The organism is Pseudomonas sp. NBRC 111119 (assembly GCF_001320125.1).
GTDB classification, from domain to species: Bacteria; Pseudomonadota; Gammaproteobacteria; order Pseudomonadales; family Pseudomonadaceae; genus Aquipseudomonas; species Aquipseudomonas parafulva.
In genome coordinates this window covers 26,450-51,413 of the sequence record NZ_BCAV01000045.1, presented here as the reverse complement: position 1 = coordinate 51,413, position 24,964 = coordinate 26,450, and the positions used below count along the sequence as shown (strand labels likewise).

General features: G+C 61.7%; 24 protein-coding genes. 14 read left to right on the top strand and 10 right to left on the bottom strand.

The genetic code is table 11. The annotated features are described in order from the left end of the window. The first annotated feature begins 120 nt into the window (after positions 1 to 120). Both nth and APH25_RS25720 read left to right on the top strand, forming a co-directional pair. Complete coding sequence (gene nth / locus APH25_RS17170) at positions 121 to 759, top strand: endonuclease III (RefSeq protein WP_060482770.1); 639 nt, start codon at positions 121 to 123, stop codon at positions 757 to 759. 104 nt (positions 760 to 863) lie between these two features. After that, a complete protein-coding gene (locus APH25_RS25720) occupies positions 864 to 1,040 on the top strand; it encodes a PA3496 family putative envelope integrity protein (protein ID WP_177331196.1) in 177 nt (58 codons plus the stop codon). A gap of 41 nt (positions 1,041 to 1,081) precedes the next feature. On the opposite strand, the gene APH25_RS17165 is transcribed toward APH25_RS25720, so the two are convergent. Beyond that, a complete protein-coding gene (locus APH25_RS17165; RefSeq protein WP_060482769.1) occupies positions 1,082 to 1,705 on the bottom strand; it encodes a response regulator transcription factor in 624 nt (207 codons plus the stop codon). Positions 1,706 to 2,071: 366 nt separating this feature from the next. Here APH25_RS17165 and APH25_RS17160 point away from each other — a divergent pair, with 366 nt between their 5' ends. Then, complete coding sequence (locus APH25_RS17160) at positions 2,072 to 2,551, top strand: hypothetical protein (protein WP_060482768.1); 480 nt, start codon at positions 2,072 to 2,074, stop codon at positions 2,549 to 2,551. 64 nt (positions 2,552 to 2,615) lie between these two features. Here APH25_RS17160 and APH25_RS17155 read toward each other — a convergent pair whose 3' ends face one another. Then, entirely contained in the window at positions 2,616 to 3,833 is a 1,218-nt protein-coding gene (locus APH25_RS17155; protein ID WP_028633240.1) for an argininosuccinate synthase, read from the bottom strand. A gap of 129 nt (positions 3,834 to 3,962) precedes the next feature. After that, entirely contained in the window at positions 3,963 to 4,931 is a 969-nt protein-coding gene (locus APH25_RS17150; RefSeq protein ID WP_060482767.1) for an OmpA family protein, read from the bottom strand. Positions 4,932 to 5,061: 130 nt separating this feature from the next. On the opposite strand from APH25_RS17150, the gene pyrC reads away from it, so the two are divergent. Next, entirely contained in the window at positions 5,062 to 6,108 is a 1,047-nt protein-coding gene (pyrC, locus tag APH25_RS17145; RefSeq protein ID WP_060482766.1) for a dihydroorotase, read from the top strand. Positions 6,109 to 6,167: 59 nt separating this feature from the next. Next, on the top strand, positions 6,168 to 6,773 hold the full coding sequence (gene rnt / locus APH25_RS17140) for a ribonuclease T (RefSeq protein ID WP_236403960.1): 606 nt from the start codon (positions 6,168 to 6,170) through the stop codon (positions 6,771 to 6,773). A gap of 108 nt (positions 6,774 to 6,881) precedes the next feature. Here rnt and APH25_RS17135 read toward each other — a convergent pair whose 3' ends face one another. Continuing rightward, positions 6,882 to 7,484, bottom strand: coding sequence for a peroxiredoxin (locus tag APH25_RS17135; protein ID WP_012273884.1), 603 nt, complete (start codon positions 7,482 to 7,484; stop codon positions 6,882 to 6,884). Positions 7,485 to 7,699: 215 nt separating this feature from the next. Here APH25_RS17135 and APH25_RS17130 point away from each other — a divergent pair, with 215 nt between their 5' ends. Together APH25_RS17130 and bfr are read left to right on the top strand one after the other, a co-directional pair. Further along, positions 7,700 to 7,918 (top strand): bacterioferritin-associated ferredoxin, encoded by a 219-nt coding sequence (locus APH25_RS17130; protein WP_028633244.1) that lies wholly within the window; start codon positions 7,700 to 7,702, stop codon positions 7,916 to 7,918. A gap of 200 nt (positions 7,919 to 8,118) precedes the next feature. After that, complete coding sequence (gene bfr / locus APH25_RS17125) at positions 8,119 to 8,592, top strand: bacterioferritin (RefSeq protein ID WP_028633245.1); 474 nt, start codon at positions 8,119 to 8,121, stop codon at positions 8,590 to 8,592. A gap of 56 nt (positions 8,593 to 8,648) precedes the next feature. Here the strand turns inward: bfr and grxD are convergent, their stop codons facing one another. Next, entirely contained in the window at positions 8,649 to 8,984 is a 336-nt protein-coding gene (gene grxD / locus APH25_RS17120) for a Grx4 family monothiol glutaredoxin (protein WP_028633246.1), read from the bottom strand. A gap of 83 nt (positions 8,985 to 9,067) precedes the next feature. After that, complete coding sequence (locus APH25_RS17115; RefSeq protein WP_060482796.1) at positions 9,068 to 11,176, bottom strand: molybdopterin oxidoreductase family protein; 2,109 nt, start codon at positions 11,174 to 11,176, stop codon at positions 9,068 to 9,070. Between the two features lie 376 nt (positions 11,177 to 11,552). Here APH25_RS17115 and argF point away from each other — a divergent pair, with 376 nt between their 5' ends. Then, a complete protein-coding gene (gene argF / locus APH25_RS17110) occupies positions 11,553 to 12,473 on the top strand; it encodes an ornithine carbamoyltransferase (protein WP_060482765.1) in 921 nt (306 codons plus the stop codon). Beyond that, complete coding sequence (locus APH25_RS17105; RefSeq protein ID WP_028633249.1) at positions 12,470 to 13,579, top strand: ABC transporter ATP-binding protein; 1,110 nt, start codon at positions 12,470 to 12,472, stop codon at positions 13,577 to 13,579. Before argF ends, APH25_RS17105 begins: the two co-directional genes overlap by 4 nt. Before the next feature lie 31 nt (positions 13,580 to 13,610). Here APH25_RS17105 and ybaK read toward each other — a convergent pair whose 3' ends face one another. Both ybaK and APH25_RS25515 read right to left on the bottom strand, forming a co-directional pair. Beyond that, positions 13,611 to 14,081 carry a Cys-tRNA(Pro) deacylase gene (gene ybaK / locus APH25_RS17100; protein WP_028633250.1) on the bottom strand — a complete coding sequence of 157 codons (471 nt, stop codon included), beginning with the start codon at positions 14,079 to 14,081 and terminating at the stop codon, positions 13,611 to 13,613. A gap of 153 nt (positions 14,082 to 14,234) precedes the next feature. Then, positions 14,235 to 14,387, bottom strand: a complete 153-nt coding sequence (locus tag APH25_RS25515; protein ID WP_154660062.1) for a hypothetical protein — start codon at positions 14,385 to 14,387, stop codon at positions 14,235 to 14,237. Here APH25_RS25515 and APH25_RS17095 point away from each other — a divergent pair. The 4 genes from APH25_RS17095 to glpD all read left to right on the top strand — a co-directional run bounded on the left by APH25_RS17095 (position 14,386) and on the right by glpD (position 19,414). Continuing rightward, the gene (locus tag APH25_RS17095; RefSeq protein ID WP_060482764.1) at positions 14,386 to 15,237 is read left to right on the top strand and encodes an MIP/aquaporin family protein; all 852 of its coding nucleotides are present in this window, start codon (positions 14,386 to 14,388) and stop codon (positions 15,235 to 15,237) included. The two genes, APH25_RS25515 and APH25_RS17095, sit on opposite strands and share 2 nt — an antisense overlap. A 45-nt stretch (positions 15,238 to 15,282) precedes the next feature. Beyond that, positions 15,283 to 16,782 (top strand): glycerol kinase GlpK, encoded by a 1,500-nt coding sequence (glpK, locus tag APH25_RS17090; RefSeq protein ID WP_060482763.1) that lies wholly within the window; start codon positions 15,283 to 15,285, stop codon positions 16,780 to 16,782. 135 nt (positions 16,783 to 16,917) lie between these two features. Further along, positions 16,918 to 17,673: a DNA-binding transcriptional repressor GlpR gene (glpR, locus tag APH25_RS17085; protein ID WP_028633253.1), complete on the top strand. Its 756-nt coding sequence runs from the start codon at positions 16,918 to 16,920 to the stop codon at positions 17,671 to 17,673. Positions 17,674 to 17,884: 211 nt separating this feature from the next. Next, entirely contained in the window at positions 17,885 to 19,414 is a 1,530-nt protein-coding gene (glpD, locus tag APH25_RS17080; protein WP_060482762.1) for a glycerol-3-phosphate dehydrogenase, read from the top strand. 34 nt (positions 19,415 to 19,448) lie between these two features. On the opposite strand, the gene APH25_RS26000 is transcribed toward glpD, so the two are convergent. Next, on the bottom strand, positions 19,449 to 20,546 hold the full coding sequence (locus APH25_RS26000) for an NEL domain-containing protein (protein WP_256217576.1): 1,098 nt from the start codon (positions 20,544 to 20,546) through the stop codon (positions 19,449 to 19,451). After that, positions 20,547 to 23,570 (bottom strand): dermonecrotic toxin domain-containing protein, encoded by a 3,024-nt coding sequence (locus APH25_RS17075; RefSeq protein WP_256217575.1) that lies wholly within the window; start codon positions 23,568 to 23,570, stop codon positions 20,547 to 20,549. Positions 23,571 to 23,912: 342 nt separating this feature from the next. Here APH25_RS17075 and APH25_RS17070 point away from each other — a divergent pair, with 342 nt between their 5' ends. Further along, positions 23,913 to 24,830 (top strand): glutamate/aspartate ABC transporter substrate-binding protein, encoded by a 918-nt coding sequence (locus tag APH25_RS17070; protein ID WP_060482761.1) that lies wholly within the window; start codon positions 23,913 to 23,915, stop codon positions 24,828 to 24,830. Positions 24,831 to 24,964 lie beyond the last annotated feature (134 nt).

The following is a 24,964-nucleotide window of genomic DNA, read 5'->3' as shown; positions in this document are numbered from 1 at the left end:
TGATGCGGCCCCACTCTCAAACAGCGGGCAGTGGCCAGGGGCGCTGGCCGCCATCACGCATTACGTGGCTGATGCCTGGCTCATCTGCCCATCAACGCCTTCCAGGAACACCTCGACACCATGAATGCCGCCAAACGCCTGGAAATTTTCCGCCGGCTGCACGAAGACAACCCCGACCCCAAGACAGAGCTCGCCTACACCACGCCGTTCGAGCTGCTGGTGGCGGTAACCCTGTCGGCCCAGTCCACCGACGTGGGGGTCAACAAGGCCACCGCGCGCCTGTTTCCAGTGGCCAACACCCCCGAGGCCATCCATGCCCTCGGCGTTGAAGGCCTTAGCCAGTACATCAAGACCATCGGCTTGTACAACAGCAAGGCCAAGAATGTGATCGAGGCGTGCCGCCTGTTGATCGAGCGTCATGGCGGCCACGTGCCAGAAACCCGCGAAGCCTTGGAGGCCCTGCCCGGTGTCGGGCGCAAGACGGCCAACGTGGTACTCAACACGGCCTTCCGCCAGCCCACGATGGCCGTGGACACCCACATCTTCCGGGTCAGCAACCGCACCGGCATCGCACCGGGCAAGACCGTACTGGAAGTGGAAAAGAAACTGGTCAAGTTCGTGCCCAAGGACTACCTGCTCGACGCCCACCACTGGTTGATCCTGCACGGGCGTTACGTCTGCCAGGCCCGCAAGCCGCGTTGTGGAAGCTGCCGTATCGAAGACTTGTGCGAATACAAGCACAAAACCGGCGACGATTGAGCCGATAGCTGAAAACAGCCCGTCTCGATTGAAAAAATCTTTTTTACCAGTGTGCGCTTTCTGGTTATAAGGTCGGCCATCGGCCCCTTGGCTTGGAGCGACGCATGAGTACCGACAAAGACGACCTGTCGATCGAAGATGATTTTGTTGCCACTGAAGATGATGCAGAGCCTCAAGTGGAACCGGCAAAGACCAACCTGAGCAAACGTCGCACCATCGATAACCTGCTTGAGGAACGCCGCCTGCAGAAGCAGTTGGCTGATTTCGACTACGACTTCTAGCCTTGGTAAAGCCTCCCTGCAGGAGGCTTTACCCATGGGGGTCAGTTCAGCCCCTGCCGCTGCGCCAGTTCGATAAGGTCCACCAGGGAACGTGCATTGAGCTTGAGCAACAGGCGAGACTTGTAAGTGCTGACCGTTTTGTTGCTCAGGTACATGCTGTCGGCTATTTCCTTGTTGGACCGCCCCCTTGCCAGTTGCTGCAATACCGTCATCTCGCGCGCCGAGAGGCGGTTGACCATCTCTGTTTCGCTACCCCCGCCCCTGCCACGCGAGGCATGCAGTGCCTGGTTGGGGAAATAGCTGTAGCCCGACAGTACAGCCTTGATGGCGCTGAGCAACTCGGTGAGTTCCTGCTGCTTGCACACATAGCCTGCCGCCCCCGCCTGCATGCAGCGCATGGAGAAGTTACCCGGCGCCTGGGAGGTCAGCACCAGCACCTTGCTGCCCGGGCTGGAGCTGGCCATGCGCGCGATTACCTCAAGGCCATCGAGCTTGGGGATACCAATGTCCAGTACCACGATGTCCGGGAGATGCTGCCGGGTGAGCTGCAGGGCCGCCACCCCGTTGTCGGTCTCTGCGACGACGTCATACCCATGTCGCTCCATCAGCATGCGTACGGCCAGACGTATCACCGGATGATCGTCCACGATAAGCACTTTGTTCATGCGATATCCATTCATTGCTGTTGCGTTAGTGCGCCACGATAACCGACAGAAGTAAGGATGGCGCGGGGTTTTATCTTGGAAATAGATGAACAGAAGGGCCTTACAGCACTTACAGAAATTTCCTACAACTAATAATTATAGTTGTAACAAGACTATTATCTAGACCTGTAAGTTAGCGTAACAGCGCCACCCACTCGATACGATTGGAATAAGTAACAATGGCTTGGGCGACAGTGGAAACTATCAAGCCGAAAATGAGGTTCATCGGGCAAATCTGGCGATATTTCCCAGCCGGGGAAACAGTGCAGGCTTCTACGTGAACAGCCGTATAGGGTAATCATGGGTCCACTCCGCAGGAGACGGCCCATGCCCCAAGCACAACCAGTTGCCCCGCTGACCATCATCGCCATCTTCGCCGGCATTATCGAAGCCTCCGCGCTCGCCACACTGCCGTTCTTGAGCGAGGCCAGCCAAAAGCTCTACACGTGGTTCCTGGTCGGCTTCCCGTTTTTTTTAACGGCATTGTTCTTCTTGACGCTGAACTTCAATTACAAGTCGTTCTACAGCCCCGCCCTTCCCCGGGCGGTCTCGGTTGATGGGGCACCCACACGCGATACGGATTCAAAAACGGCAGCGCTGAACAATGAACCGATAAACGCCGAGCAGGTGACCTTCATGTTTTCCGGGCCAGATGCCTGCCAATTACTGGAAAAGCAACTGCTGCTCACGTTGGCCGAGCCCGCGGAACCGGCACGCACCTGGCAATTCTGCAACCTGCAAACATGCCAACGCATTCGCCTTTCCATCAGCCCGATGAACACGCCGAGCCCCGCTGTGGCGAGCTGAGCGCGCTTTCACGCATAAAAAAACCCCCGCACAGGGCGGGGGTCCTTCAGGCAGCCGTTGAGGCTTAGAGCATCGAGCGACCTTTGTTCGCCGCAATGCGCATGCGCAGGGCATTGAGCTTGATGAAGCCGGCAGCGTCCTCCTGGTTGTAGGCGCCCCCGTCTTCTTCGAACGTCGCGATGTTGGCATCGAACAGCGAGTCGTCCGATTTGCGGCCAACCACGGTCACGTTGCCCTTGTACAGCTTCAGGCGAACCACGCCATTCACGTTCACCTGCGAAGCATCGATCATTTTCTGCAGCATCAGGCGCTCTGGGCTCCACCAGTAGCCGGTGTAGATCAGGCTGGCGTACTTGGGCATCAGCTCATCCTTCAGGTGAGCCACTTCACGGTCCAGGGTGATCGACTCGATGGCACGGTGTGCCTTGAGCATGATGGTGCCGCCAGGAGTCTCGTAGCAGCCGCGCGACTTCATGCCCACGTAGCGGTTCTCGACGATATCCAGACGGCCGATACCGTTGGCGCCGCCGATGCGGTTGAGGTCGGCCAGCACGGTCGCAGGGGTTTTCTCTACACCGTCGATGGCGACGATGTCACCGTTGCGGTAGGTGAGTTCGATGTAGGTCGCCTGGTCCGGGGCACTTTCCGGGGACACGCTCCAGCGCCACATGTCTTCTTCGTGCTCGGTCCAGGTGTCTTCCAGCACACCGCCCTCATAGGAGATGTGCAGCAGGTTGGCGTCCATCGAGTAAGGCGACTTCTTCTTGCCATGGCGCTCGATCGGGATGCCGTGCTTTTCGGCGTAGTCCATCAGCTTCTCGCGGGACAGCAGGTCCCACTCACGCCATGGCGCAATCACCTTCACGCCTGGCTTGAGAGCATAGGCACCCAGTTCGAAGCGAACCTGGTCGTTGCCTTTGCCGGTAGCACCGTGGGAAATGGCATCGGCGCCGGTTTCGTTGGCGATCTCGATCAGGCGCTTGGCGATCAGCGGACGGGCGATGGAAGTACCCAGCAGGTACTCACCCTCGTAGACGGTGTTGGCACGGAACATCGGGAACACGAAGTCGCGAACGAACTCTTCGCGCAGGTCGTCGATGTAGATCTCCTTGACGCCCATCGCCTGAGCTTTGGCGCGCGCCGGCTCGACCTCTTCGCCCTGCCCCAGGTCAGCGGTGAAGGTCACCACTTCGCAGTTGTAGGTATCTTGCAGCCACTTGAGAATCACCGAAGTATCAAGGCCGCCGGAATACGCCAGTACGACCTTTTTTACGTCCGCCATGCCATCACTCCACGGGGTTGTACGGAAAAGGCCCGATTCTAACGGCGTTGCGTGCGGATTTACAGTGGCGCGACAGCTTCTGACGACAAAGCGACAAGAAATTATGGCGGCGCGACGGAGTTTCAGGCCTCAGGGTGCCTTGGCAGCCGGTGCCTGGGCAGGTGCTGCAGCGCCAGCGCCCGTCGCAGCAGGTGCCACGGCAGGTGCCGCCTGCTGCGCGGGTTTCTCAGCCGGCTTTTCAGCCACGGCAACGCGCTCCAGTTCGATACTGACGCGTCGATTGCGTGCTCGGTTCGCGGCCGTGGAGTTCTTCGCCAGCGGATAACGTTCGCCGTGGAAGCGCACCGTGATGTGTTCCTCCGGCACGCCGTGAGCAATCAGGTAATCCGCCACGGCCAAGGCACGACGGCGCGACAGGTCGCGGTTGGTCAGGCGGTTGCCGCTGTTGTCCGAGTGGCCATTGAGTTCCACCTGGTTGACCGTGGGGTCGGCCTTCATATAGTCCAGGATCACGTCCAGGCGCGCCTTGGCGTTCTGGTCCAGGTCGATACCCCCGCCTGGGAAGCCGACCTGGGTCTGGCGCACCTGGTCGTAATTGACCGGCAGCAGCTTGGCCGCACACACCTGGTAATCGCCATAGGCCTTGGCGAAACTGACCGGCAACACGCGCACCTCCATCGGCCTGCCGGCCTCGCCGGTAAAGTTGCGCACCACGGTGCTGCGCCCGTCCAGCAGGCCGTTTATCAAGCGGCTGGCCTGGCCTTGGGACGAGCTGAACAACAGCCCCGTGCGCGCCAGCCGCACATTGCCCAGGTTGATGTCACCCCGCCCGGGCTGCCACGGCGCCGCCGCTGCCAGCAGGCTGGCGCCGCCGGCGCCCAATGCGTTGGTGTCCGAGCGCAACTGGAAGACCGGTTGTTCGCCGGCACGGCGCACGAACTCGCCACTGCCGAAACCCTCGATGGGCTGGATGAGCCGGCATTCGAACAGGTCACCTTCGACCTTCCAGGCGATATTCTCCATGCGCGTCTGGAATGTCAGCGCGCCGGCCGGCAGGCTGGCGCACAAGGTGAACAGGGCTAGGTAACGCTGGCGCACGGGTGGCTCCACAGAGTTCGACAACTTACTTTCAGGCTATCGGACAGCACGCGGAAAACTTGATACCCGTGCTCGCCCGGGGGTTTTCCGGTAGCATTGCGCCTTGAGTTCGACCCGCCTGGAATCCTCAATGTCCGATCGCCTGACCCTCCTGCGCCCCGACGACTGGCACATCCATCTGCGTGATGGTGCCGTCCTGCCCCACACCGTTGGTGATGTGGCGCGTACCTTCGCCCGCGCCATCATCATGCCCAACCTGGTACCACCGGTGCGCAATGCCACTGAAGCCCAAGCCTACCGTGAACGCATCCTGGCGGCGCGGCCGGCCGGCAGCCGGTTCGAGCCCCTGATGGTGCTGTACCTCACCGACCGCACCAGCCCCGAGGACATCCGGGCCGCCAAGGCCAGCGGCTTCGTGCATGCGGCCAAGCTGTACCCGGCAGGCGCCACCACCAACTCCGATTCGGGCGTGACCAGCATCGACAACATCTTCCCGGCCATCGAGGCGCTGGCAGACGTCGGCATGCCGCTGCTGGTGCACGGTGAAGTCACCCGCAGCGAAATTGACGTGTTCGACCGCGAGAAGCGTTTCATCGACGAGCACATGCGCCGTCTGGTCGAGCGCTTCCCTACCTTGAAGGTGGTGTTCGAGCACATCACCACCGCGGATGCCGCCCAGTTCGTCACCGAGGCCTCGGCCAACGTCGGCGCCACCATCACCGCGCAGCATTTGCTGTACAACCGCAACCACATGCTGGTTGGCGGTATCCGCCCGCACTTCTACTGCCTGCCCATCCTCAAGCGCAACACCCACCAGGTGGCGTTGCTGGATGCTGCAACCAGCGGCAACCCAAAGTTCTTCCTGGGTACCGACTCGGCGCCCCATGCCCGCCACGCCAAGGAAGCCGCCTGCGGTTGTGCTGGCTGCTACACCGCTTATGCCGCCATCGAGCTGTATGCCGAGGCGTTCGAGCAGCGCAACGCACTGGACAAGCTCGAAGGCTTTGCCAGCCTTCATGGCCCGGCGTTCTATGGCCTGCCGGCGAACACCGACACCATCACCCTGGTGCGTGACGAATGGACCGCCCCTGACAGCCTGCCGTTTGGCGAGCAGACCGTGATTCCGCTACGCGCCGGAGAAAAGCTGCGCTGGCGCCTGCTGGAGGAACGCGCGTGAGCGAAGACCTGTACGAAGACGACCTGGACACCCAGGGCAACACGGGCTCACGCCACCCCATGGCCGAGCGCTTCCGCGGTTACCTGCCCGTGGTGGTGGATGTGGAAACAGGCGGCTTCAACAGCGCCACCGACGCCCTGCTGGAAATTGCAGCCGTCACCATCGGCATGGACGAAAAAGGCTTCCTGTTCCCGGAGCACACCTACTTCCACCGCGTGGAACCGTTCGAGGGTGCCAACATCGAGGCAGCGGCCCTCGAGTTCACCGGCATCAAACTGGACCACCCATTGCGCATGGCGGTCAGCGAAGAAGCGGCACTCACCGACATCTTCCGCGGCATCCGCAAGGCGCTGAAGGCCAACGGTTGCAAGCGTGCCATTCTGGTCGGCCACAACAGCAGCTTCGACCTGGGCTTCCTTAACGCTGCAGTAGCGCGCAACGACCTCAAGCGCAACCCGTTCCACCCCTTCTCCAGCTTCGATACCGCCACCCTGGCGGGCCTGGCCTACGGTCAAACGGTGCTGGCCCGTGCCTGCCAAAGCGCCGACATCGATTTCGACGGTCGCGAGGCCCACTCGGCCCGCTATGACACGGAGAAAACCGCCGAACTGTTCTGCGGCATCGTCAACCGCTGGAAGGACATGGGCGGCTGGCGCCAGGGTTGATACCCGGTACCGCCGACCCTGCGGCAAAAAAAAACCGATGCCCATTTGCGAGCATCGGTTTTTTTGTGCCCCCAGGGCAGGTTCAAGCCCTTGGGCAAATGGCTGGCATTACAGCTTGCCGGCGTTCTCGCTCAGGTAGGCAGCAACGCCTTCTGGCGAAGCGTTCATGCCCTTGTCGCCTTTTTTCCAGTTGGCAGGGCAGACTTCGCCGTGCTCTTCGTGGAACTGCAGGGCATCGACCAGACGCAGCAGCTCGTCCATGTTACGGCCCAGCGGCAGGTCGTTGATGATCTGCGAGCGAACCACACCGTTGGTGTCGATCAGGAACGCGCCACGGAACGCCACGCCGCCTTCGGACTCAACGTCGTAGGCCTTGCAGATTTCGTGGGTCATGTCGGCAGCCAGGGTGTACTTCACCTGGCCGATACCGCCATTGTTGACCGGGGTGTTACGCCAGGCATTGTGGGTGAAGTGCGAGTCGATCGAGACGCCGATCACTTCCACGTTGCGGGCCTGGAAGTCTGGGATGCGGTTGTCCAGCGCGATCAGCTCGGACGGGCAGACAAAGGTGAAGTCCAGCGGGTAGAAGAACACCAGGCCGTACTTGCCCTTGATGGCCGAGGCCAGGTTGAAGCTATCGACGATTTCGCCATTGCCCAGCACGGCCGGTACAGTGAAATCGGGGGCTTTCTTGCCAACGAGTACGCTCATTGTAATCTCCTGATGAGGGTGAATAACCTGTTGCCGGGCCCTGCCCGACATCCAGCAAAGGTTGACCATCATACACGGCTTCTCATGACAGGCCGACTCCGGTGATGAGCGACCGTCGGTCGCCTTCGGCAAATGCCTTCTGAAACAACTTTGACAAGCATTCTCATTCACATTAAGCTCCACCCCATCGATCCCGCCAGCGATGGTCAGCCCTTATGTATGTGTGTCTTTGTGTCGGCGTCACCGACGGACAGATCCGCGATGCGATCTATGAAGGATGCTGCAGCTACAAGGAAGTCCGTGCCGCGACCAATGTCGCCAGCCAATGTGGCAAATGTGCGTGCCTGGCCAAGCAGGTGGTGCGCGAAACGCTGACCGACCTCCAGGTCAGCCAGGCGGCGCTGCCCTACCCCGTGGAATTTACCACTGCCTGAATACCACCGTTTCCCGAAACCGGACCTCGTGTCCGGTTTTTTTATGCTCATAATTCAATAAGTTAGGGCTCCAACGCGGTTCACAAACATTCTTATTCCTATTAATTTTCATTTATTATTCAATAACTTAGGTTTGACAGGCCCGGGCATCCAGCTCAAACTTCGCCGTATTGGCACACTTCGACAGGGCAGGAACACCCATGAAAGGCGACATCAGCGTCATCCAGCATCTCAACAAGATCCTCGGAAACGAGCTGGTCGCCATCAACCAGTACTTCCTGCATGCCCGCATGTATGAAGACTGGGGCCTGAACAAACTCGGCAAGCACGAGTACAAAGAATCCATCGACGAGATGAAGCACGCTGACAAACTGATCAAGCGTATTCTGTTCCTCGAAGGCATTCCCAACGTTCAGGACCTGGGCAAGTTGCTGATCGGCGAGCACACCAAGGAAATGCTCGAATGCGACCTGAAGATCGAGCAGAAAGGCCTGCTGGACCTGAAAGCCGCCATCGCCCACTGCGAAACGGCCGGGGACTTCGGTTCGCGTGACATGCTCGAAGACATCCTCGAATCCGAGGAAGAGCACATCGACTGGCTGGAAACCCAGCTGAGCCTCATCGACAAGATCGGCATTGAGAACTACCTGCAGTCGCAGATGGGCGAGGAATGATCCCAACGCCATAAAAAAACCCGCCATTGGCGGGTTTTTTTATGGCTCGCTGCCTATCAGGCTTCGGCAGCCTTGGCCTTGGCGGCGGCATCCTTGATGAGCGTCTGCAGCTCACCGTTTTCGAACATTTCCAGCACGATGTCGCTGCCGCCAACCAGCTCGCCACCCACCCAGAGCTGGGGGAAGGTTGGCCAGTTGGCATATTTAGGCAGGTTGGCGCGGATTTCCGGGTTCTGCAGGATGTCGACGTAGGCGAACTTCTCGCCGCAACCCATGACTGCCTGGGAAGCACGCGCAGAAAAACCGCATTGCGGTGCATTCGGCGAGCCCTTCATGTAAAGCAGAATGGTGTTGTTGGCAATCTGCTCTTTGATCGTTTCGATGATATCCATGTAGCACCTCGGCTTAACTTTGCGACGTCGTCGTCGGCACGGTGAGGCATTGTAACGGAAAGCCGAGCGGCATGCTCGTGCCCTCAGGCGGCCTCTACCTGCACGGGGACGCCATTGAGCGCTGCGTTGCCCGACACCGGGTCACGCAGGCGTTCGTCGGTCAGGTCGTTGGCGCTGGCACCTGGCTGGCGCTGGGCTACCTGCATGTGCACACCCTTCAACCCATGACCATAACCGTGTGGCAGGCTGACCACGCCGGGCATCATGTTGTGGCAACCCCGCACCTCAACTTCCACGGTGCCGGTGCGGGAACTCACCCGAACCTGCTGGCCATCCTGCAAGCACCTGTGCTGCATGTCATCAGGGTGCATCAGCAACTGGTGCCGTGGCTTGCCTTTGACCAGCCTATGGAAGTTGTGCATCCACGAATTGTTGCTGCGCACATGCCGACGGCCGATCAGCAGCAGTTGGCCTGGCGCCGGAAGGGCCTGCAGGGCCAGGCGCTGCAAGTCCTGTAGCAACACCTGGGGTGCCGCCTGGACGGTGTTTTCGGCTGTCGCCAGGCGCGCGCCCAGGTTGCGCTGCAGCGGGCCGAGGTCGAGGCCATGAGGGTGGGAATCCAGCGCCTCCAGTGACAGCTTCCAGGGCGTGTCATGGCCATAGCGGCCGCTGCGCAACGCCAGGTCGATCATGTGCGCGGGCGGCACGGTGGGTTTCAGCGGCTGCTGTGCACGTGCGGCAAATGCCTGGGCAAGGCCTACGAAGATTTCCCAGTCGTGCAGCGCCCCTTCGGGCTTGGGCAGAATGGCGCGGTTGAAGCGGGTGACGTTGCGGACGGCCAGCAGGTTGAACGTGCTGTCGTAATGGTCGTTTTCCAGCGCCGACGTCGACGGCAGGATCAGGTCGGCATGGCGCGTGGTTTCGTTGATGTACAGGTCGATGCTGAGCATGAACTCCAGCCCCGCCAAAGCGCCGTCTAGTTGCCGACCGTTAGGCGTTGACAGTACCGGGTTGCCGGCCACCGTCACCAGTGCGCGCACCTGCCCCTCACCCGGCGTGAGCATCTCCTCGGCCAAGGCGGCAACCGGCAACTCGCCGCCATATTCGGGCAGCCTCGACACCCGGCTTTGCCAGGCATTGAAGTGACCACCCGAGGTGGCCGCCACCAGGTCGACGGCAGGCTCGGTGCACAATGCGCCGCCTGGGCGGTCGAGGTTACCAGTGACCAGGTTGATCAACTGCACCAGCCAGTGGCAGAGCGTGCCGAACACTTGGGTGGAAACGCCCATGCGGCCATAGCAAACGGCCTTGTCGGCAGCCGCGAAGTCACGTGCGAGCTGGCGGATGCCTGCTGCAGGGATGCCACAAAGCGGGCTCATGGCCTCGGCCGTCATAGGGGCTATCGCCGCCTGCACGGCCGGCACGCCGCTCACGGGCAGGTGTGTGCCTCTGGCCAGGCCTTCTTCGAACAGGGTGTTGAGCAGGCCGCACAACAGCGCGGCGTCGCCGCCGGGGCGAATGAACAGATGGGTGTCGGCTATCGCCGCCGTTTCACTGCGCCGCGGGTCCACCACCACCAGGCGCCCTCCCCGTGCGCGCAGGGCCTTGAAGCGCTTTTCCACATCCGGCACGGTCATGATGCTGCCGTTGGAGGCCAGCGGGTTGCCACCGAGAATCAGCATGAAGTCGGTATGGTCGATGTCGGGAACCGGCAGCAGCAGCCCGTGGCCGTACATCAGGTGGCTGACCAGGTGCTGGGGCAATTGATCTACCGAGGTGGCAGAAAACCGGTTACGGGTTTTGAGCAGGCCAAGAAAGTAGTTGCTGTGGGTCATCAAGCCATAGTTATGCACGCTCGGGTTACCCTGATACACCGCCACGGCATTGCGCCCGTGAGCCTGCTGCACCGCCCAGAGGCGCTCGGCTGCCAGGGCGAAGGCTTCCTCCCAACTGATCGCCTGCCACTGCTCCCCAACCCTGCGGTGGGGCTGGCGCAGCCGATCAGGGTCGTTCTGGATGTCCTGCAAGGCCACTGCCTTGGGGCATATGTGGCCGCGGCTGAAGGGGTCCAGCGGGTCGCCCTTGATCGAACTGATCTGCGCCGTGCCATCAGCGCCGTGGCTCAATTCGATGCTCAAGCCGCAAATGGCTTCACACAGGTGGCAGGCACGGTGGTGCAAGGTCTTGTTCATGGCCGCTTTTGCCTGGGTCAGGAAAGAAGCCAAGACTATGGCGCCGCCTTGCCGCCCGGGCCAGCGTGCTTCGTGGCGTGAATCCAGCGACATCAGGCGCACGATTCACGACAGTGGTTTGCCAAATCGCCAGCAAGCCGTGTACAAAACCCCTGTAGCAAATAAAAAACAGCTACAGGGGCAACGCCGACACCCTTTGCAACACCCTGTGCAGGTGGCCGTTGTTTCCCCCCCTTGGTTTCAGGCGACATTTAATTATAGTATTGCGCCTTTCCCCATTTCGTCCGCCCCGTGCGGCTTACGCCGCAGGTCACTCCCGTTGTTAAAAAAAACCACACGGTGGGCCTGCATACTGTTGCAGATAAGGTAGTCAATCATGAGCGCTAGGCACTTTCTCTCCCTGCTGGACTTCACCACCGACGAATTGCTCGGGGTGATCCGCCGCGGCATCGAGCTGAAGGACCTGCGCAAGCGAGGCGTGCTGTTCGAGCCCCTGAAAAACCGCGTGCTGGGGATGATCTTCGAAAAGTCCTCCACCCGCACCCGGGTCTCGTTCGAGGCCGGCATGATCCAGCTCGGCGGCCAGGCGATCTTCCTGTCCCCGCGTGACACGCAACTGGGCCGTGGCGAGCCCATTGGCGACAGTGCCATTGTGTTGTCGAGCATGCTCGACGTGGTGATGATCCGCACCCACGCCCACAGCACGCTCACCGAGTTCGCCGCCAAGTCCCGCGTGCCGGTCATCAATGCGCTGTCGGACGAATCCCACCCGTGCCAATTGCTGGCCGACATGCAGACCTTCCTGGAGCACCGTGGGTCCATCCAGGGCAAGACGGTTGCCTGGATCGGTGACGGCTTCAACATGTGCAACTCCTACATCGAAGCGGCGCGCCAGTTCGGCTTCCAGCTGCGCATCGCCTGCCCCGAAGGTTACGAGCCCGATCCGCGTTTCATGGCTATCGGCGGCGACCACGTGCAGATCGTGCGCGACCCGCTGCTGGCCGTGCAGGGTGCTCATCTGGTTACCACAGATGTCTGGACTTCCATGGGCCAGGAAGAGGAAACTGCTCGCCGCCTGGCGCATTTCGCGCCCTACCAGGTCACGCGGCAAATGCTTGACCTGGCGGCACCCGACGCCCTGTTCATGCATTGCCTGCCTGCCCACCGTGGCGAGGAAATCAGCCATGACCTGCTTGACGACCCACGTTCGGTCGCCTGGGACCAGGCTGAAAACCGCCTGCATGCACAGAAGGCCCTTCTCGAATTCCTTGTCGAACCGGCTTACCACCACGCATGAGTCAACCTCTACTGCTCAACCTGCGCAACCTCGCCTGCGGCTATGGCGATCAGCGCATCGTCCAGAACCTCAACCTGCACCTCAATGCCGGCGACATCGGTTGCCTGCTGGGTGCGTCCGGTTGCGGCAAAACCACCACCCTGCGCGCCATCGCGGGTTTCGAACCGGTGCATGACGGTGAAATCCAGCTTGCAGGCGAGGTCATCTCCCGGGCCGGCTTCACCTTGGCGCCGGAAAAGCGCCGTATTGGCATGGTGTTTCAGGACTACGCCCTGTTTCCGCACCTGACCGTTGCGCAGAACATTGCCTTCGGCATTGCCAAGCATCCCCGCCAGGCGGCGGTGATCGAAGAAATGCTGGAGCTGGTCAAGCTTGGCGGCCTGGGCGGGCGATACCCGCACGAGCTGTCTGGCGGCCAGCAGCAACGTGTAGCCCTGGCCCGGGCGCTGGCACCTGAACCTCAGTTGCTGTTGCTCGACGAGCCGTTCTCCAACCTGGATGTGGAGCTGCGCAGGCGCCTGAGCCATGAGGTGCGGGACATCCTAAAAAGCCGTGGCACCAGCGCCATCCTGGTCACCCATGACCAGGAAGAGGCCTTTGCGGTCAGCGACCAGGTGGGCGTGTTCAAGGAAGGCCGGCTGGAGCAGTGGGACACCCCCTACAACCTTTACCACGAACCGCAGACCCCTTTCGTGGCCAGCTTCATCGGCCAGGGGTACTTCATTCGCGGGCAGATGATCAGCCACGAAGCGGTCAGTACCGAACTGGGTGAGCTGCGTGGCAACCGTGCCTACACCATGACCTCGGGCAGCTCGGTGGATGTGCTGCTACGCCCCGATGATATCGTGCACGCACCCGACAGCCCGTTGCGGGCCAGCATCGTGGGCAAGAGTTTCCTGGGGGCCTCCACCTTATATCGCCTGCAACTGCCCACCGGCAGCCAACTGGAGGCAATCTTCCCGAGCCATGTCGATCATCAGCTTGGGGCGGACGTAGGCATTGCAGTGAAAGCCGATCACCTGGTGCTGTTCGCTGTCCCCGGCAGCGTGGCAGCACAGGCGTTGCAGCAGCACAGCGGCGTGCGCCGTCACAGCTCCGCGCACTGAGGACGCTGCAGGAGGTCGCCTGGCGGCCTCCCTACCCCCTGCCGATCGGCGCAAATATGCCTTGGGTATATTCGGCCAGCACCGCTGCCGCCAACTCCACTTCCAGCCCCCTGCGCCCGGCACTGACATGGATGCTGGCAAAATTCTGCGATGAGTCGTCGATAAAAGTGCGCAGCCGCTTTTTCTGCCCCAGCGGGCTGATCCCCCCCACCAGGTAGCCTGTAGCCCTTTGCGCCTGGGCAGGGTCTGCCATTTCGCACTTCTTCACCCCGGCAGCATGCGCCAGGGCCTTGAGGTCCAGTGAACCCACCACCGGCACTACCGCGACCAGCAACTCGCCCTTCTCGCTACTGGCCAGCAAGGTCTTGAACACCTGTTGCGGGTCCAGCCCCAGCTTCTCTGCAGCCTCGAGCCCATATGACGCCGATTTGGGGTCGTGTTCGTAACTGTGCACACGGTGCTCGGCGCGGTGCTTCTTCAACAGGTCCAGGGCAGGTGTCATGCAGGGGCTCCGGTGTAAGACGAATCGGCGGCTACTTTAGGACAATTCACACATCCCAGCCAGCACGGCGCAATGGCGCCGCTCTAGCTCGCGCAGTCGCGCCCGAATTAACTGCCCAAAACGTGACTGATCGTTCACTTTCGACCTTTGACATCAGCGTTTCTTGTCTATATTTTTTCGTTTCTGAATAAAGGGTGCACTTTTACGGTGCATTTCATAGAGGTGCCCGGGGTCGATGGGGATAGGCGCCGGGCTTTTGCTGTCGAGCGCCACGCGACTCACAACAAAAACAATGAGGTCATACATGACAATTGCTCAAGGCCAACCCACCCTGCCCAGCCAATGCCTGGCCGAGTTTCTCGGCACTGCGTTGCTGATCTTTTTCGGGACCGGCTGCGTTGCCGCGCTCAAGGTGGCGGGCGCCAGCTTCGGGCTGTGGGAAATCAGCATCATCTGGGGCGTAGGCGTCAGCATGAGTATCTACCTCACCGCCGGCATATCAGGTGCGCACCTGAACCCGGCCGTGAGCATCGCCCTTGCCCTGTTCGCAGGCTTCGACAAACGCAAGCTGCCCTTCTACATGCTGGCCCAGGTGTGCGGCGCCTTTTGCGGCGCTGCATTGGTATACACCTTGTACAGCGCCCTGTTCTTCGATTTCGAACAGGCGCACGCCATGCTGCGCGGTAGCGAAGCCAGCCTGGAGCTGGCCGCAGTGTTCTCCACCTACCCGCACCCGGCGCTGTCCACCGGCCAAGCGCTGTTGGTGGAGGTGATCATCACAGCCATCCTGATGGCCGTGATCATGGCACTGACCGATGACAACAACGGCCTGCCCCGTGGCGCCATGGCACCGCTGCTGATCGGGCTGCTGATCGCCGTGATTGGCAGTGCCATGGGCCCACTGACCGGCTTTGCCATGAACCCGGCCCGGGACCTGGGGCCCAAGGTGATGACCTTCCTCGCAGGCTGGGGCGAAATCGCCTTTACCGGCGGCCGTGATGTGCCTTACTTCCTGGTGCCGGTATTCGGGCCTATCATCGGCGCCTGCCTGGGTGCTGCGGCGTATCGCGGGCTCATTGCCCGCCACCTGCCGGACGTACCTGCTGCCACCACCCGCACGGGCGATGATCGCCAAGGCGATACCCAAGTCAATTGATGGCGGCTTCCAGCCCAGACCCCTATTTTTGCAAGGCCTAAGACCATGACAGATACCCAGGACAAGCACTACATCATCGCCCTGGACCAGGGCACCACCAGTTCGCGCGCCATCATCTTCGACCGCGATGCAAACGTGGTAGGTACCTCACAGCGCGAGTTCGCCCAGCATTACCCGCAAGCGGGCTGGGTAGAGCACGACCCGATGGAAATCTTCGCCACCCAGAGCGCGACCATGGTCGAAGCCTTGGCCCAGGCCGGCATCAGCCACGCCCAGGTGGCCGCACTGGGTATCACCAACCAGCGTGAAACCACCGTGGTATGGGACAAGGAAACCGGGCGCCCGGTCTATAACGCCATCGTCTGGCAGTGCCGGCGCAGCACAGAGATCTGCGCCCAGCTCAAACGCGACGGCCACGAAGCCTACATCCGTGACACCACCGGCCTGGTCACAGACCCCTATTTCTCCGGCACAAAGCTGAAATGGATCCTGGATAACGTCGAAGGCGTGCGGGAGCGGGCCGAACGCGGTGAGCTGCTATTCGGCACCATCGATACCTGGCTGATCTGGAAGTTCTCCGGTGGCAAAGTGCATGTCACCGACTACACCAACGCCTCGCGCACGCTGATGTTCAACATCCATACCCTGCAGTGGGACGAGAAACTGCTGCAAATCCTGGGTATCCCCGCCCAGATGCTGCCGCAGGTCAAACCGTCGTCGCAGGTGTACGGCCATACCAAGAGCGGTATCGCCATCGCTGGCATTGCCGGTGACCAGCAATCGGCGCTGTTCGGGCAAATGTGCGTGGAGCCGGGCCAGGCCAAGAACACCTACGGCACCGGGTGTTTCCTGCTGATGAACACCGGTGACCAGGCGGTCAAGTCATCCCACGGCCTGCTCACCACCATCGCCTGCGGCCCACGCGGCGAGGTGGCTTACGCACTTGAGGGTGCGGTGTTCAATGGTGGTTCCACCGTGCAATGGCTGCGTGATGAACTGAAGATCGTCAACGACGCGCTGGACACCGAATACTTCGCCAGCAAGGTCAAGGACAGCAACGGCGTGTACCTGGTGCCGGCATTCACCGGGCTGGGCGCCCCCTATTGGGACCCGTATGCACGGGGTGCCTTGTTCGGCCTGACCCGCGGGGTCAAGGTGGACCACATCATCCGCGCTGCACTGGAATCCATCGCCTACCAGACCCGCGACGTGCTCGATGCCATGCAACAGGACAGCGGCAAGCGCCTGTCTGAATTGCGGGTGGATGGCGGCGCAGTAGCCAACAACTTCCTCATGCAGTTCCAGGCCGACATTCTGGGCACCTGCGTGGAGCGGCCGAAAATGCGTGAAACCACTGCCCTGGGTGCGGCCTACCTGGCTGGCCTGGCCTGTGGCTTCTGGAGCGGCCTTGACGAGTTGCGCGACAAGGCGATCATCGAACGCGAGTTCAGCCCCCAACTGGACGAAGCCCAGAAAGAAAAGCTGTATGCCGGCTGGCAGAAAGCCGTGGACCGCACCCGCGACTGGGAAGACCACGACGCCTGACCTCGCACCGGGGGCGGCCTGTGGCCGCCCTCCCTTTACACCCTCGATGAATCCTCTTGCCGATAGTCCGCTGGCTGTCGTCCCTTTCCTACGGCATCATTGCAGCATTTGTCAGGCAGCCCCAAAGGACCGCCCATGAATCTGCCCCCCCGCCAACAACAAATCCTCGAACTGGTGCGCGAGCGCGGTTACGTCAGTATCGAAGAAATGGCGCAGTTGTTCGTCGTCACCCCCCAGACCATTCGCCGCGACATCAACCAGCTTGCCGAACTCGACCTGCTGCGGCGCTACCACGGCGGAGCGGCCTACGATTCCAGTATCGAAAACACCGCCTACGCCATGCGTGCCGACCAGATGCGTGACGAAAAGCAGCGCATCGCCGACGCAGTGGCCCGGCAGATTCCCGACCATGCCTCACTGTTCATCAATATCGGTACAACCACCGAATCGATTGCACGCGCCCTGCTCAACCATAACCACCTGAAGATCATCACCAATAACCTGCACGTGGCGTCCATTCTGGCTGCGAAGGACGATTTCGAAGTGCTGGTGGCCGGTGGCACGGTACGCCGCGACGGTGGCGTGGTCGGCCAGGCCAGCGTCGACTTCATCAACCAGTTCAAGGTCGATTTTGCGCTGGTGGGCATCAGCGGCATTGATGAAGACGGCAGCCTGCTGGACTTCGATTACCAAGAGGTGCGGGTCTCCCAGGCGATCATCGCCAACGCACGCCAGGTAGTGCTGGCCGCCGACTCCAGCAAGTTCGGGCGCAACGCCATGGTGCGCCTGGGCTCGATCGGGCTGGTGGATTGCCTGGTCACCGACCAGCCGCCCACCCCAGCCCTCACCCAGCTACTCAATCAGAACAAGATACGCCTCGAAGTGGTGTAGCACCGACCGTTGTGCTGCGATCACGCCAATGTGGCGCCAAACCTCCCCGGCGCCACGTGGCGGTGCATGTTCGTAAATGTTCATATTCTTGTAATCCGATCAGTTTTTTCTATAAAGACTCACTGGCGGGTGCGCTGCGGTTGCGCTAGTATTTTCGGAAACGAACATTAATGTTCATATTCGATGCAAACTGCTTCAGGAGGCCTTGCCCGTGTCCCAGCCCGATTCGACCCGCCCCTCGCTGCCCGACTGCTATGACCTGGTTGTGATCGGCGGCGGCATCAATGGTGTCGGTATTGCCGCCGACGCTGCCGGGCGTGGCCTCAAGGTGTTCCTTTGCGAAAAGGACGACCTTGCCCAGCACACCTCCTCGGCCAGCAGCAAGCTCATTCACGGTGGCTTGCGCTATCTGGAACACTACGAGTTCCGCCTGGTGCGCGAGGCCTTGGCCGAGCGCGAAGTGTTGCTGGCCAAGGCGCCCCACATCGTCAAGCCGATGCGCTTCGTACTGCCGCACCGCCCGCACCTGCGCCCCGCCTGGATGATCCGCGCCGGGTTGTTTCTGTATGACCACCTGGGTAAACGCAAACGCCTGGGTGCTTCGCGCAGCCTGCGCTTTGGCCCTGGCTATCCGTTGAAGCCAGCCATCAGGCGGGGCTTTGAATATGCCGACTGCTGGGTCGACGACGCCCGCTTGGTGGTACTCAATGCCATGGCCGCTCGGGAGCAGGGTGCACACATCCATACCCGCACCCTGTGCCTGGGTGCCAAGCGTGTACAAGGTTTGTGGGAAGTGGATGTTCAGCATGCCGACGGCAGCGTGCACAAGGTGCGTGCGCGAGCGCTGGTGAATGCCGCAGGGCCGTGGGTCGCGAAGTTCATCAAGAACGACCTCAAGCTGGATGCCCCCTACGGCATTCGCCTGATCCAGGGCAGCCACCTGATCGTGCCCCGCCTGTACGAGGGCGAGCAGGCCTACATTCTGCAGAACGAAGACAAGCGCATCGTGTTCTGCATCCCCTACCTGGACCGTTTCACGCTGATTGGCACCACCGACCGGGAATACAGCGGCGACCCGTCAAAAGTCGCCATTACCGAGCAGGAAACCGACTACCTGCTGAACGTCGTCAATGCCCACTTCAACCATCAGCTCAGCCGTAGCGACATCTACAGCACTTATGCTGGGGTAAGGCCACTGTGCAACGACGAGTCGGATAACCCGTCGGCCGTGACCCGGGACTACACCTTGGCCCTGTCGGGAACCGCCGGCGAAGCCCCGTTGTTGTCCGTGTTCGGCGGCAAGCTCACTACCTACCGCAAGCTGGCCGAATCGGCCATGGCCGAACTCAAGCCTTTCTTCAGTGCCATGCGCGGCAGCTGGACCGCCAGTGCTACCTTGCCAGGCGGTGAAAGCATGACCACCCCGCACGCACTGGAGCAAGCGTTGCTGGCCCGGCACGGCTGGCTGGCTCCGGCCATTGCCAAACGTTGGGCGCTGACCTATGGCAGCCGTGCCTGGTCGCTGCTGGAGGGCGCCGAAGGGCCGCAGGACCTGGGCCAGCCGATTGGTGCAGGGTTGTTTACCCGTGAGGTGGATTACCTGCGCGAACACGAGTGGGCCAGCAGCGCAGATGACATCCTCTGGCGCCGTACCAAGCTTGGCCTGTTCACCACCCAGGCTGAACAGCATGCCCTGGCGGACTACCTTCAGCAGGTCAAGCTGCACAGCAACGCAGCCTGACGCCTCGGGCGGCCCGGTCGCGGCCGCCCTTGCTTTAACCCCGCTCGTTCGCCTCGGTGGCCAGAGCAAGGTACAGCGCCTGCTCCTGGGCATTGAGTTCAGCCATCATGGCCGCGGCCTGGTCCAGATAGGCCTGTTCGCCCGTTTGTGCTGTTTCTTGCTCACTGGCCTCAAGCCTCTCGTGAAAGGGCGCCGCGAGCGCCTCGAAACGTTCCCGATAACGGCTGCGGACGAACGCCTGCCAGAACTCTCGGTGCGCCAGCGAAGCACTGAGCGCTGCGCGGCTTTCCCCCGCCAGCACCGTGTCACCGGCCAGGCGGATTTGCCGGCTGCTGACGCCACTGAACTCGGGAAAATTCATGTAAGCCGGTTGTACGGGAAGGCCAAGGCGCTGGGCCAGGTTTACCCGATAGGCGAGGTAGACTTCAATATCATCCACCAAGGCGTAGGGGTCCCGGCGCATCTGCCGGATATGCACCGCAGCGATACGGTCAACTTCATCCAGCCTGTAAAGTGAACGCCCCAAGCGCACCAGCGCAGATTCAGTCTGCGCTTCGCCGATACCCGCCGTGTGCAGGGCAATGTGCAATCTCAGCTCGAGCTGGCTCAGCAGTAACAGCAAGCGATCATCGCAGGTTTGTGGGCCCTGCACCTGCAGGAACACGGCCTCACGCACATCGGTGTTTTCGCTGCACAACTCGAGGATGCGCCAGATCCTGGCGCGGTAGTAATGCGCGCGTTCGTTGAAATCTTCGGACTCGGCAAAATCGGCGAGGAACCTGAACAGGTCTGCAGATTCGCGTTCCTCGATCAAATCTGCCCAGATCTGCCTATACCGACTGCTCACCTCGGCCGTGGCTTGGCCGATCCAGCGATCACGCAGTTCGTTGTCAGCGATCATGTGCACCGGTGACGCGCGACCGGCACCCTCCCCCATACCGCTGGCTTCATTGAGCAACCGTCGGCTGACCTCATCCAGCGGGTTGTCATGCAAATACAGTTGCTGCAGCCGGCCACCCAGCGTCTGTAGCTGCGCGCTGACCTCACGGATCTGGTTTTCCCGGAAGTCCGCCAGCCCGCGCCACGGCAACTGTGCACCGTCGCCCAGGTCCTGCAGCCCAGTGCCGCGCAACTACACTTCCCGCAGGCCGCGCAAACCGGACAAGTCGGGCATCAAACCCAAGGGGTTGCTACTGAGGTCCAGGACTTCCAGCTGGGCTAGCCTGCCCAGCGTCTCAGTGGCACGGGGGCCTAGTGCGATGCGATTGCGCCCCAACCGCAGAACGCGCAACTGCCCGAGCAGTTCGAGGCCCGCAGGTAACTGGGTGAGCTGATTCTCGCGCAAGTCGAGCTCGTGCAACTGGGGGAAGCGCAACAGAAACTCCGCGCGAATCTGCTCCAGCCCAAGGTTGCGTAGCGTCAGGCGGCGAACGTGCTGAAAGTCGATATCTGCGGGCAAACTGGGCAGGCTGCCTACGCGTTCGTCCACCACATGCAGCACGTAGTCCCCGCGCTCGCCCTCCCCGGTCTTGCGTCGCCAGGCCCGTCGAATCTGTGTGGCAACTCGACGGCGGCGGCGCCCATCGAGAAAGCTGATGCGCTGACGTTCCCAAGCTTCCAGGGCCTGCCGCAAGCCATGAAGACGCAGCTCCAACTCACCAAGATGATCCCACAAGCCAACCCCCTGATCGATAAGCCGCTGGATGTAAGCATCCAGCTGAGCATCGCTGAGCATTGGATAAATGGCACGGATACCGTAGCGCAGGGCTTGTCGGCTGCTCTCCCCCCTGCCGCTCAACGGATAACCCACACGCCCGTCCTGCAGCCGCCGGGGTGGCCTGAAACGTCCGCCAAAGGCAGCCAGCCCCATCGCCTGTGCAGCCGCGGCCCGGTCTACCGAGGCCTGGCGCAGCAAACCATCCCCCAGGTCGCCCGCAGTTGCCTGGGCGCCACCAAAGGCGTTTTTCTGAGGGCCGTCCAGCGTCATCAGCAGGCAGTCCAACAAGGTCTGGTCCGTGGCCTGGGGACCTCCCCCTTCAAGATGGAAGCCGTCGCTGGTCCGTACGATCACCCACGTGGGCAGGCTACCCGGCGCCCCTCTGCATGCCAGCACACGCCCTTGGGGCTCGCCTTGGCGCACTTCCACCCGCACGCTTTCCATCCACGGGGCGATCTGATCCAGCAGCGCCAGCGCCAGGCGCAGGGTGTCCTCATTGACGGCCGTAGCGTGTTGGAGCCCCATGAGCGCGCGGTCCAGCCGGCTTTCCCGCACCGCCCAGCGGGCCCGCTCGGCCAAGGCGAGCGGCACCTTGCCGCTGCCCAGCGTGGCAACTTGCTCGCCGGTGGCATGGTGCAGGATCTCTTCGGCAACCTGCACCGTCAGCCCGGTGAACGTGTGCATCAACTGCGCAGCCGCAGGGCTGGGCGCTTGCGTCTGCGCCATCAGGGCACGCTCAACGGCGGCGGGCCGCAGCAGGGGTTCAAGGGAGTGAAGCTGGTTGCGTGCATGGGCATCAACCAACCGGGCGGGTGCCGGCTCGCCCTGCAGGTGCAGGCCCCTCAACCCCTCGCACGTCAGGCCGGTGATGTGCAGCAACGCATTGGCGGCATCGTCGGAGGTGTCGGCCAGTGCGCCTGCGAACTTGCGAACCAGAACGCCTGCATCATCCAGGTAATGGGGCGACTCGGGCAGCTGTCGCAAGCGAAAACGGCACTGGCCTTCGTACACCGGGGTCAAGGCATCAACGAAACCGAAGCGCTCGAGGGCGTACCCCGCCCCAGCCTGGCCCACCCCCTGCAACGCGCCGATGGCGAAGGTCTGCGCCACATTGAACAAGTGGTCCAGCGCCCCTTGCCGATCACCAAGCCGCCAGGCCTCATAGCCGCCATATACCTCACCGGCGATGTCCGCAGCCGCCGCAACCAGCATCGCTTCGCCCAGCCCGGGGATGAACAGCGCTGCCAGGTTGACGAGCTCAAGCCCTGCGCCTTTGAGGGCTTCGAGGCGCTGATGCCGCTCCAGAATGGTCTGATCCTCGGTAGGCACAGCCAGCACACGGGCATCGTCCAGCATTTTCTGCATCAGCCGCCCCCGCAGGTAGGCGAAGACGGGCTCCTCGATTGCAAAGTGCCGCCCGTCGAGCTCAAGCGGCTGGTGGCTGTTGCCCGTCTTGATCAAGCGCTCCAACTGGGTGGTGAATGCAGGTCGGTCCCGCTCGGTAATGAAGCGCGCGAAATAGCGGGCATACCCTGGCTTGCGCAGGCGCACGCCCATATCATCGAACAACGCGTCCCAGCAGGTGTGCTGGGTTATCGCCCGCACCGGGTCTGCCGGCAGCCAGCAGACCAGGTTCTGCAGAGGGCCTTCGGCCGTTTCGCGCAGCTCCAGTACAAGCCCCCCTTCCACGCACTTGCCCAGCAGGTACAACTGGCGCGGCATCACAGTCCCTGGCCCCGCAGCAGTGACGGGTTGCCGGGCGATCAGCGGTAGCAGGCGCAGGTACGGCGCTTCATCCAGCTGGCCCCTGATCCTGGCCATTCGCACGGCCACCTCCAAGCCGGCCCGCTGATACTCTTCGAATGACCGGCGGACCGCCGCCTGAGCGAAGTCTGCAGAGGCGGGGGGTCGACTTTTAGGGAACAACCGCGCCCGCAGCAGTTGCTGATACTGGCCACCCAGGTCAAGCTGCCGGCACAGGCGTGCGAACGTCTCGAAGGGCAGCGCCAGCACCTGGCCCTGGGCATCGAGCAGGTGCGCACGGCGGTGCAACGCGGCAAAGGTTTCACTTTCGTGAAAGTTGTGCAGCGCAGCCGCCAGCAGTGACTGGCTACTGTGCAGCGTCTGCAGGGGCTCATGCAGGCGTGGAGCCGCGCTGGGCAACGCCACTTTCTGCTCGATGACCACGCGGGCAGCCAGCACATCGATCCCGGGCAACCCCTGTGCGCTCAGGGCCGCCTCCAGCAGCGGCTGGGCAAATGCGTCCAGCCCAGGCAGGCCGTCGAGCCGTTTGCGCACGCTATCCGCTGCAGCCTGCTGGTAGCGCAGTGCACGTTGGAAGGTCAGTAGCAGGTCGATATCGACACCGCGCAGCCACGAGGGCAATTGGCGCGCCACCAGGGCATCGACAGAGTCGGAAGGGATCAGGGTATCGGCCACGGCGTTAGCTCCTCGCAGAAAAACGCCGAGCACAACATGCAGTTGTCACCACCAGGTGTTACTTATGGCTGGGTACTGAACACGCATGACACCCAGGCATTCGTTCGGGTTACCGAACGCAAAACGGGGTAGCCATTCGAATTACCGATCAACCTTTGTCAGCAGAAAACCTGCCTATGGGGGTTACGCCCAGCGTTTTCGCGGGGCTACCATCAGTTGGGGGGCTTGGCACGACTCATGCTCTGTTCTGTTCACCGGATGCACGCGCAGCTGCTGTATTCGTTGAACGAAAGAGTCTGCCAACGGCTCCATAAAAAAAACAAACACGTCGAGGAAAATTTGATGCGTATCGTTCGTCAATTGCTGGGCGCCGCCATCGCGGCCGCTGTGATCGCTTCGCCAGCCATGGCTGAGGAGCTGACCGGCACCCTGAAGAAGATCAAGGATTCGGGCACCATCACCCTGGGCCACCGCGACTCCTCCATCCCGTTTTCCTACCTGGCTGGCAAGCCCGAGCCGGTGGGCTATTCCCATGACATCCAGCTGGCCGTTGTCGATGCCCTGAAAAAGCAACTGGGTACGGACATCAAGGTCAAGTACAACCTGGTCACCTCCCAGACCCGTATCCCGCTGGTGCAGAACGGCACCGTCGACCTGGAATGCGGCTCCACCACCAACAACGTCGAACGCCAGCAGCAAGTCGGCTTTACCGTGGGCATCTTCGAAGTGGGCACGCGCCTGCTGACCAAGGTGAAAGACGGTCAACCTGCGTACAAAGACTTCCCTGACCTGGCGGGCAAGAACGTGGTGACCACCGCTGGCACCACGTCCGAGCGCCTGCTCAAGGCCATGAACGCCGACAAGCAGATGAAGATGAACGTGATTTCCGCCAAGGACCACGGTGAAGCCTTCAACATGCTCGAAAGCGGCCGTGCGGTGGCCTTCATGATGGACGACGCCCTGCTTGCCGGTGAAATGGCAAAGGCCCGCAATCCTAAAGACTGGGTGATCACCGGTACCCCGCAGTCGTACGAAATCTACGGCTGCATGGTGCGCAAGGATGACGCGGCCTTCAAGAAAGCCGTCGATGACGCCATCGTGGGTTACTTCGAGTCGGGCGAAGTCAACAAGAGCTACGACAAGTGGTTCCAACAGCCGATCCCGCCGAAGGGCCTGAACCTGCAGTTCCCGATGAGCGATGAGCTGAAAAAACTGATCGCCGAGCCTACTGACAAAGCGGCCGACGACAAACAGTCCTGACCCCCAGCCCGGGGCCTGCAGCGCTGCACAGCGCCAATTAACCCTGCAGGCCTCCCGTTAGTGTCTAACCTTTCATCCGAGGGCCCTGCGCTCTCGGATGCTGGAAGGTGCCCGTGAAACAACCGTCTGAGGGG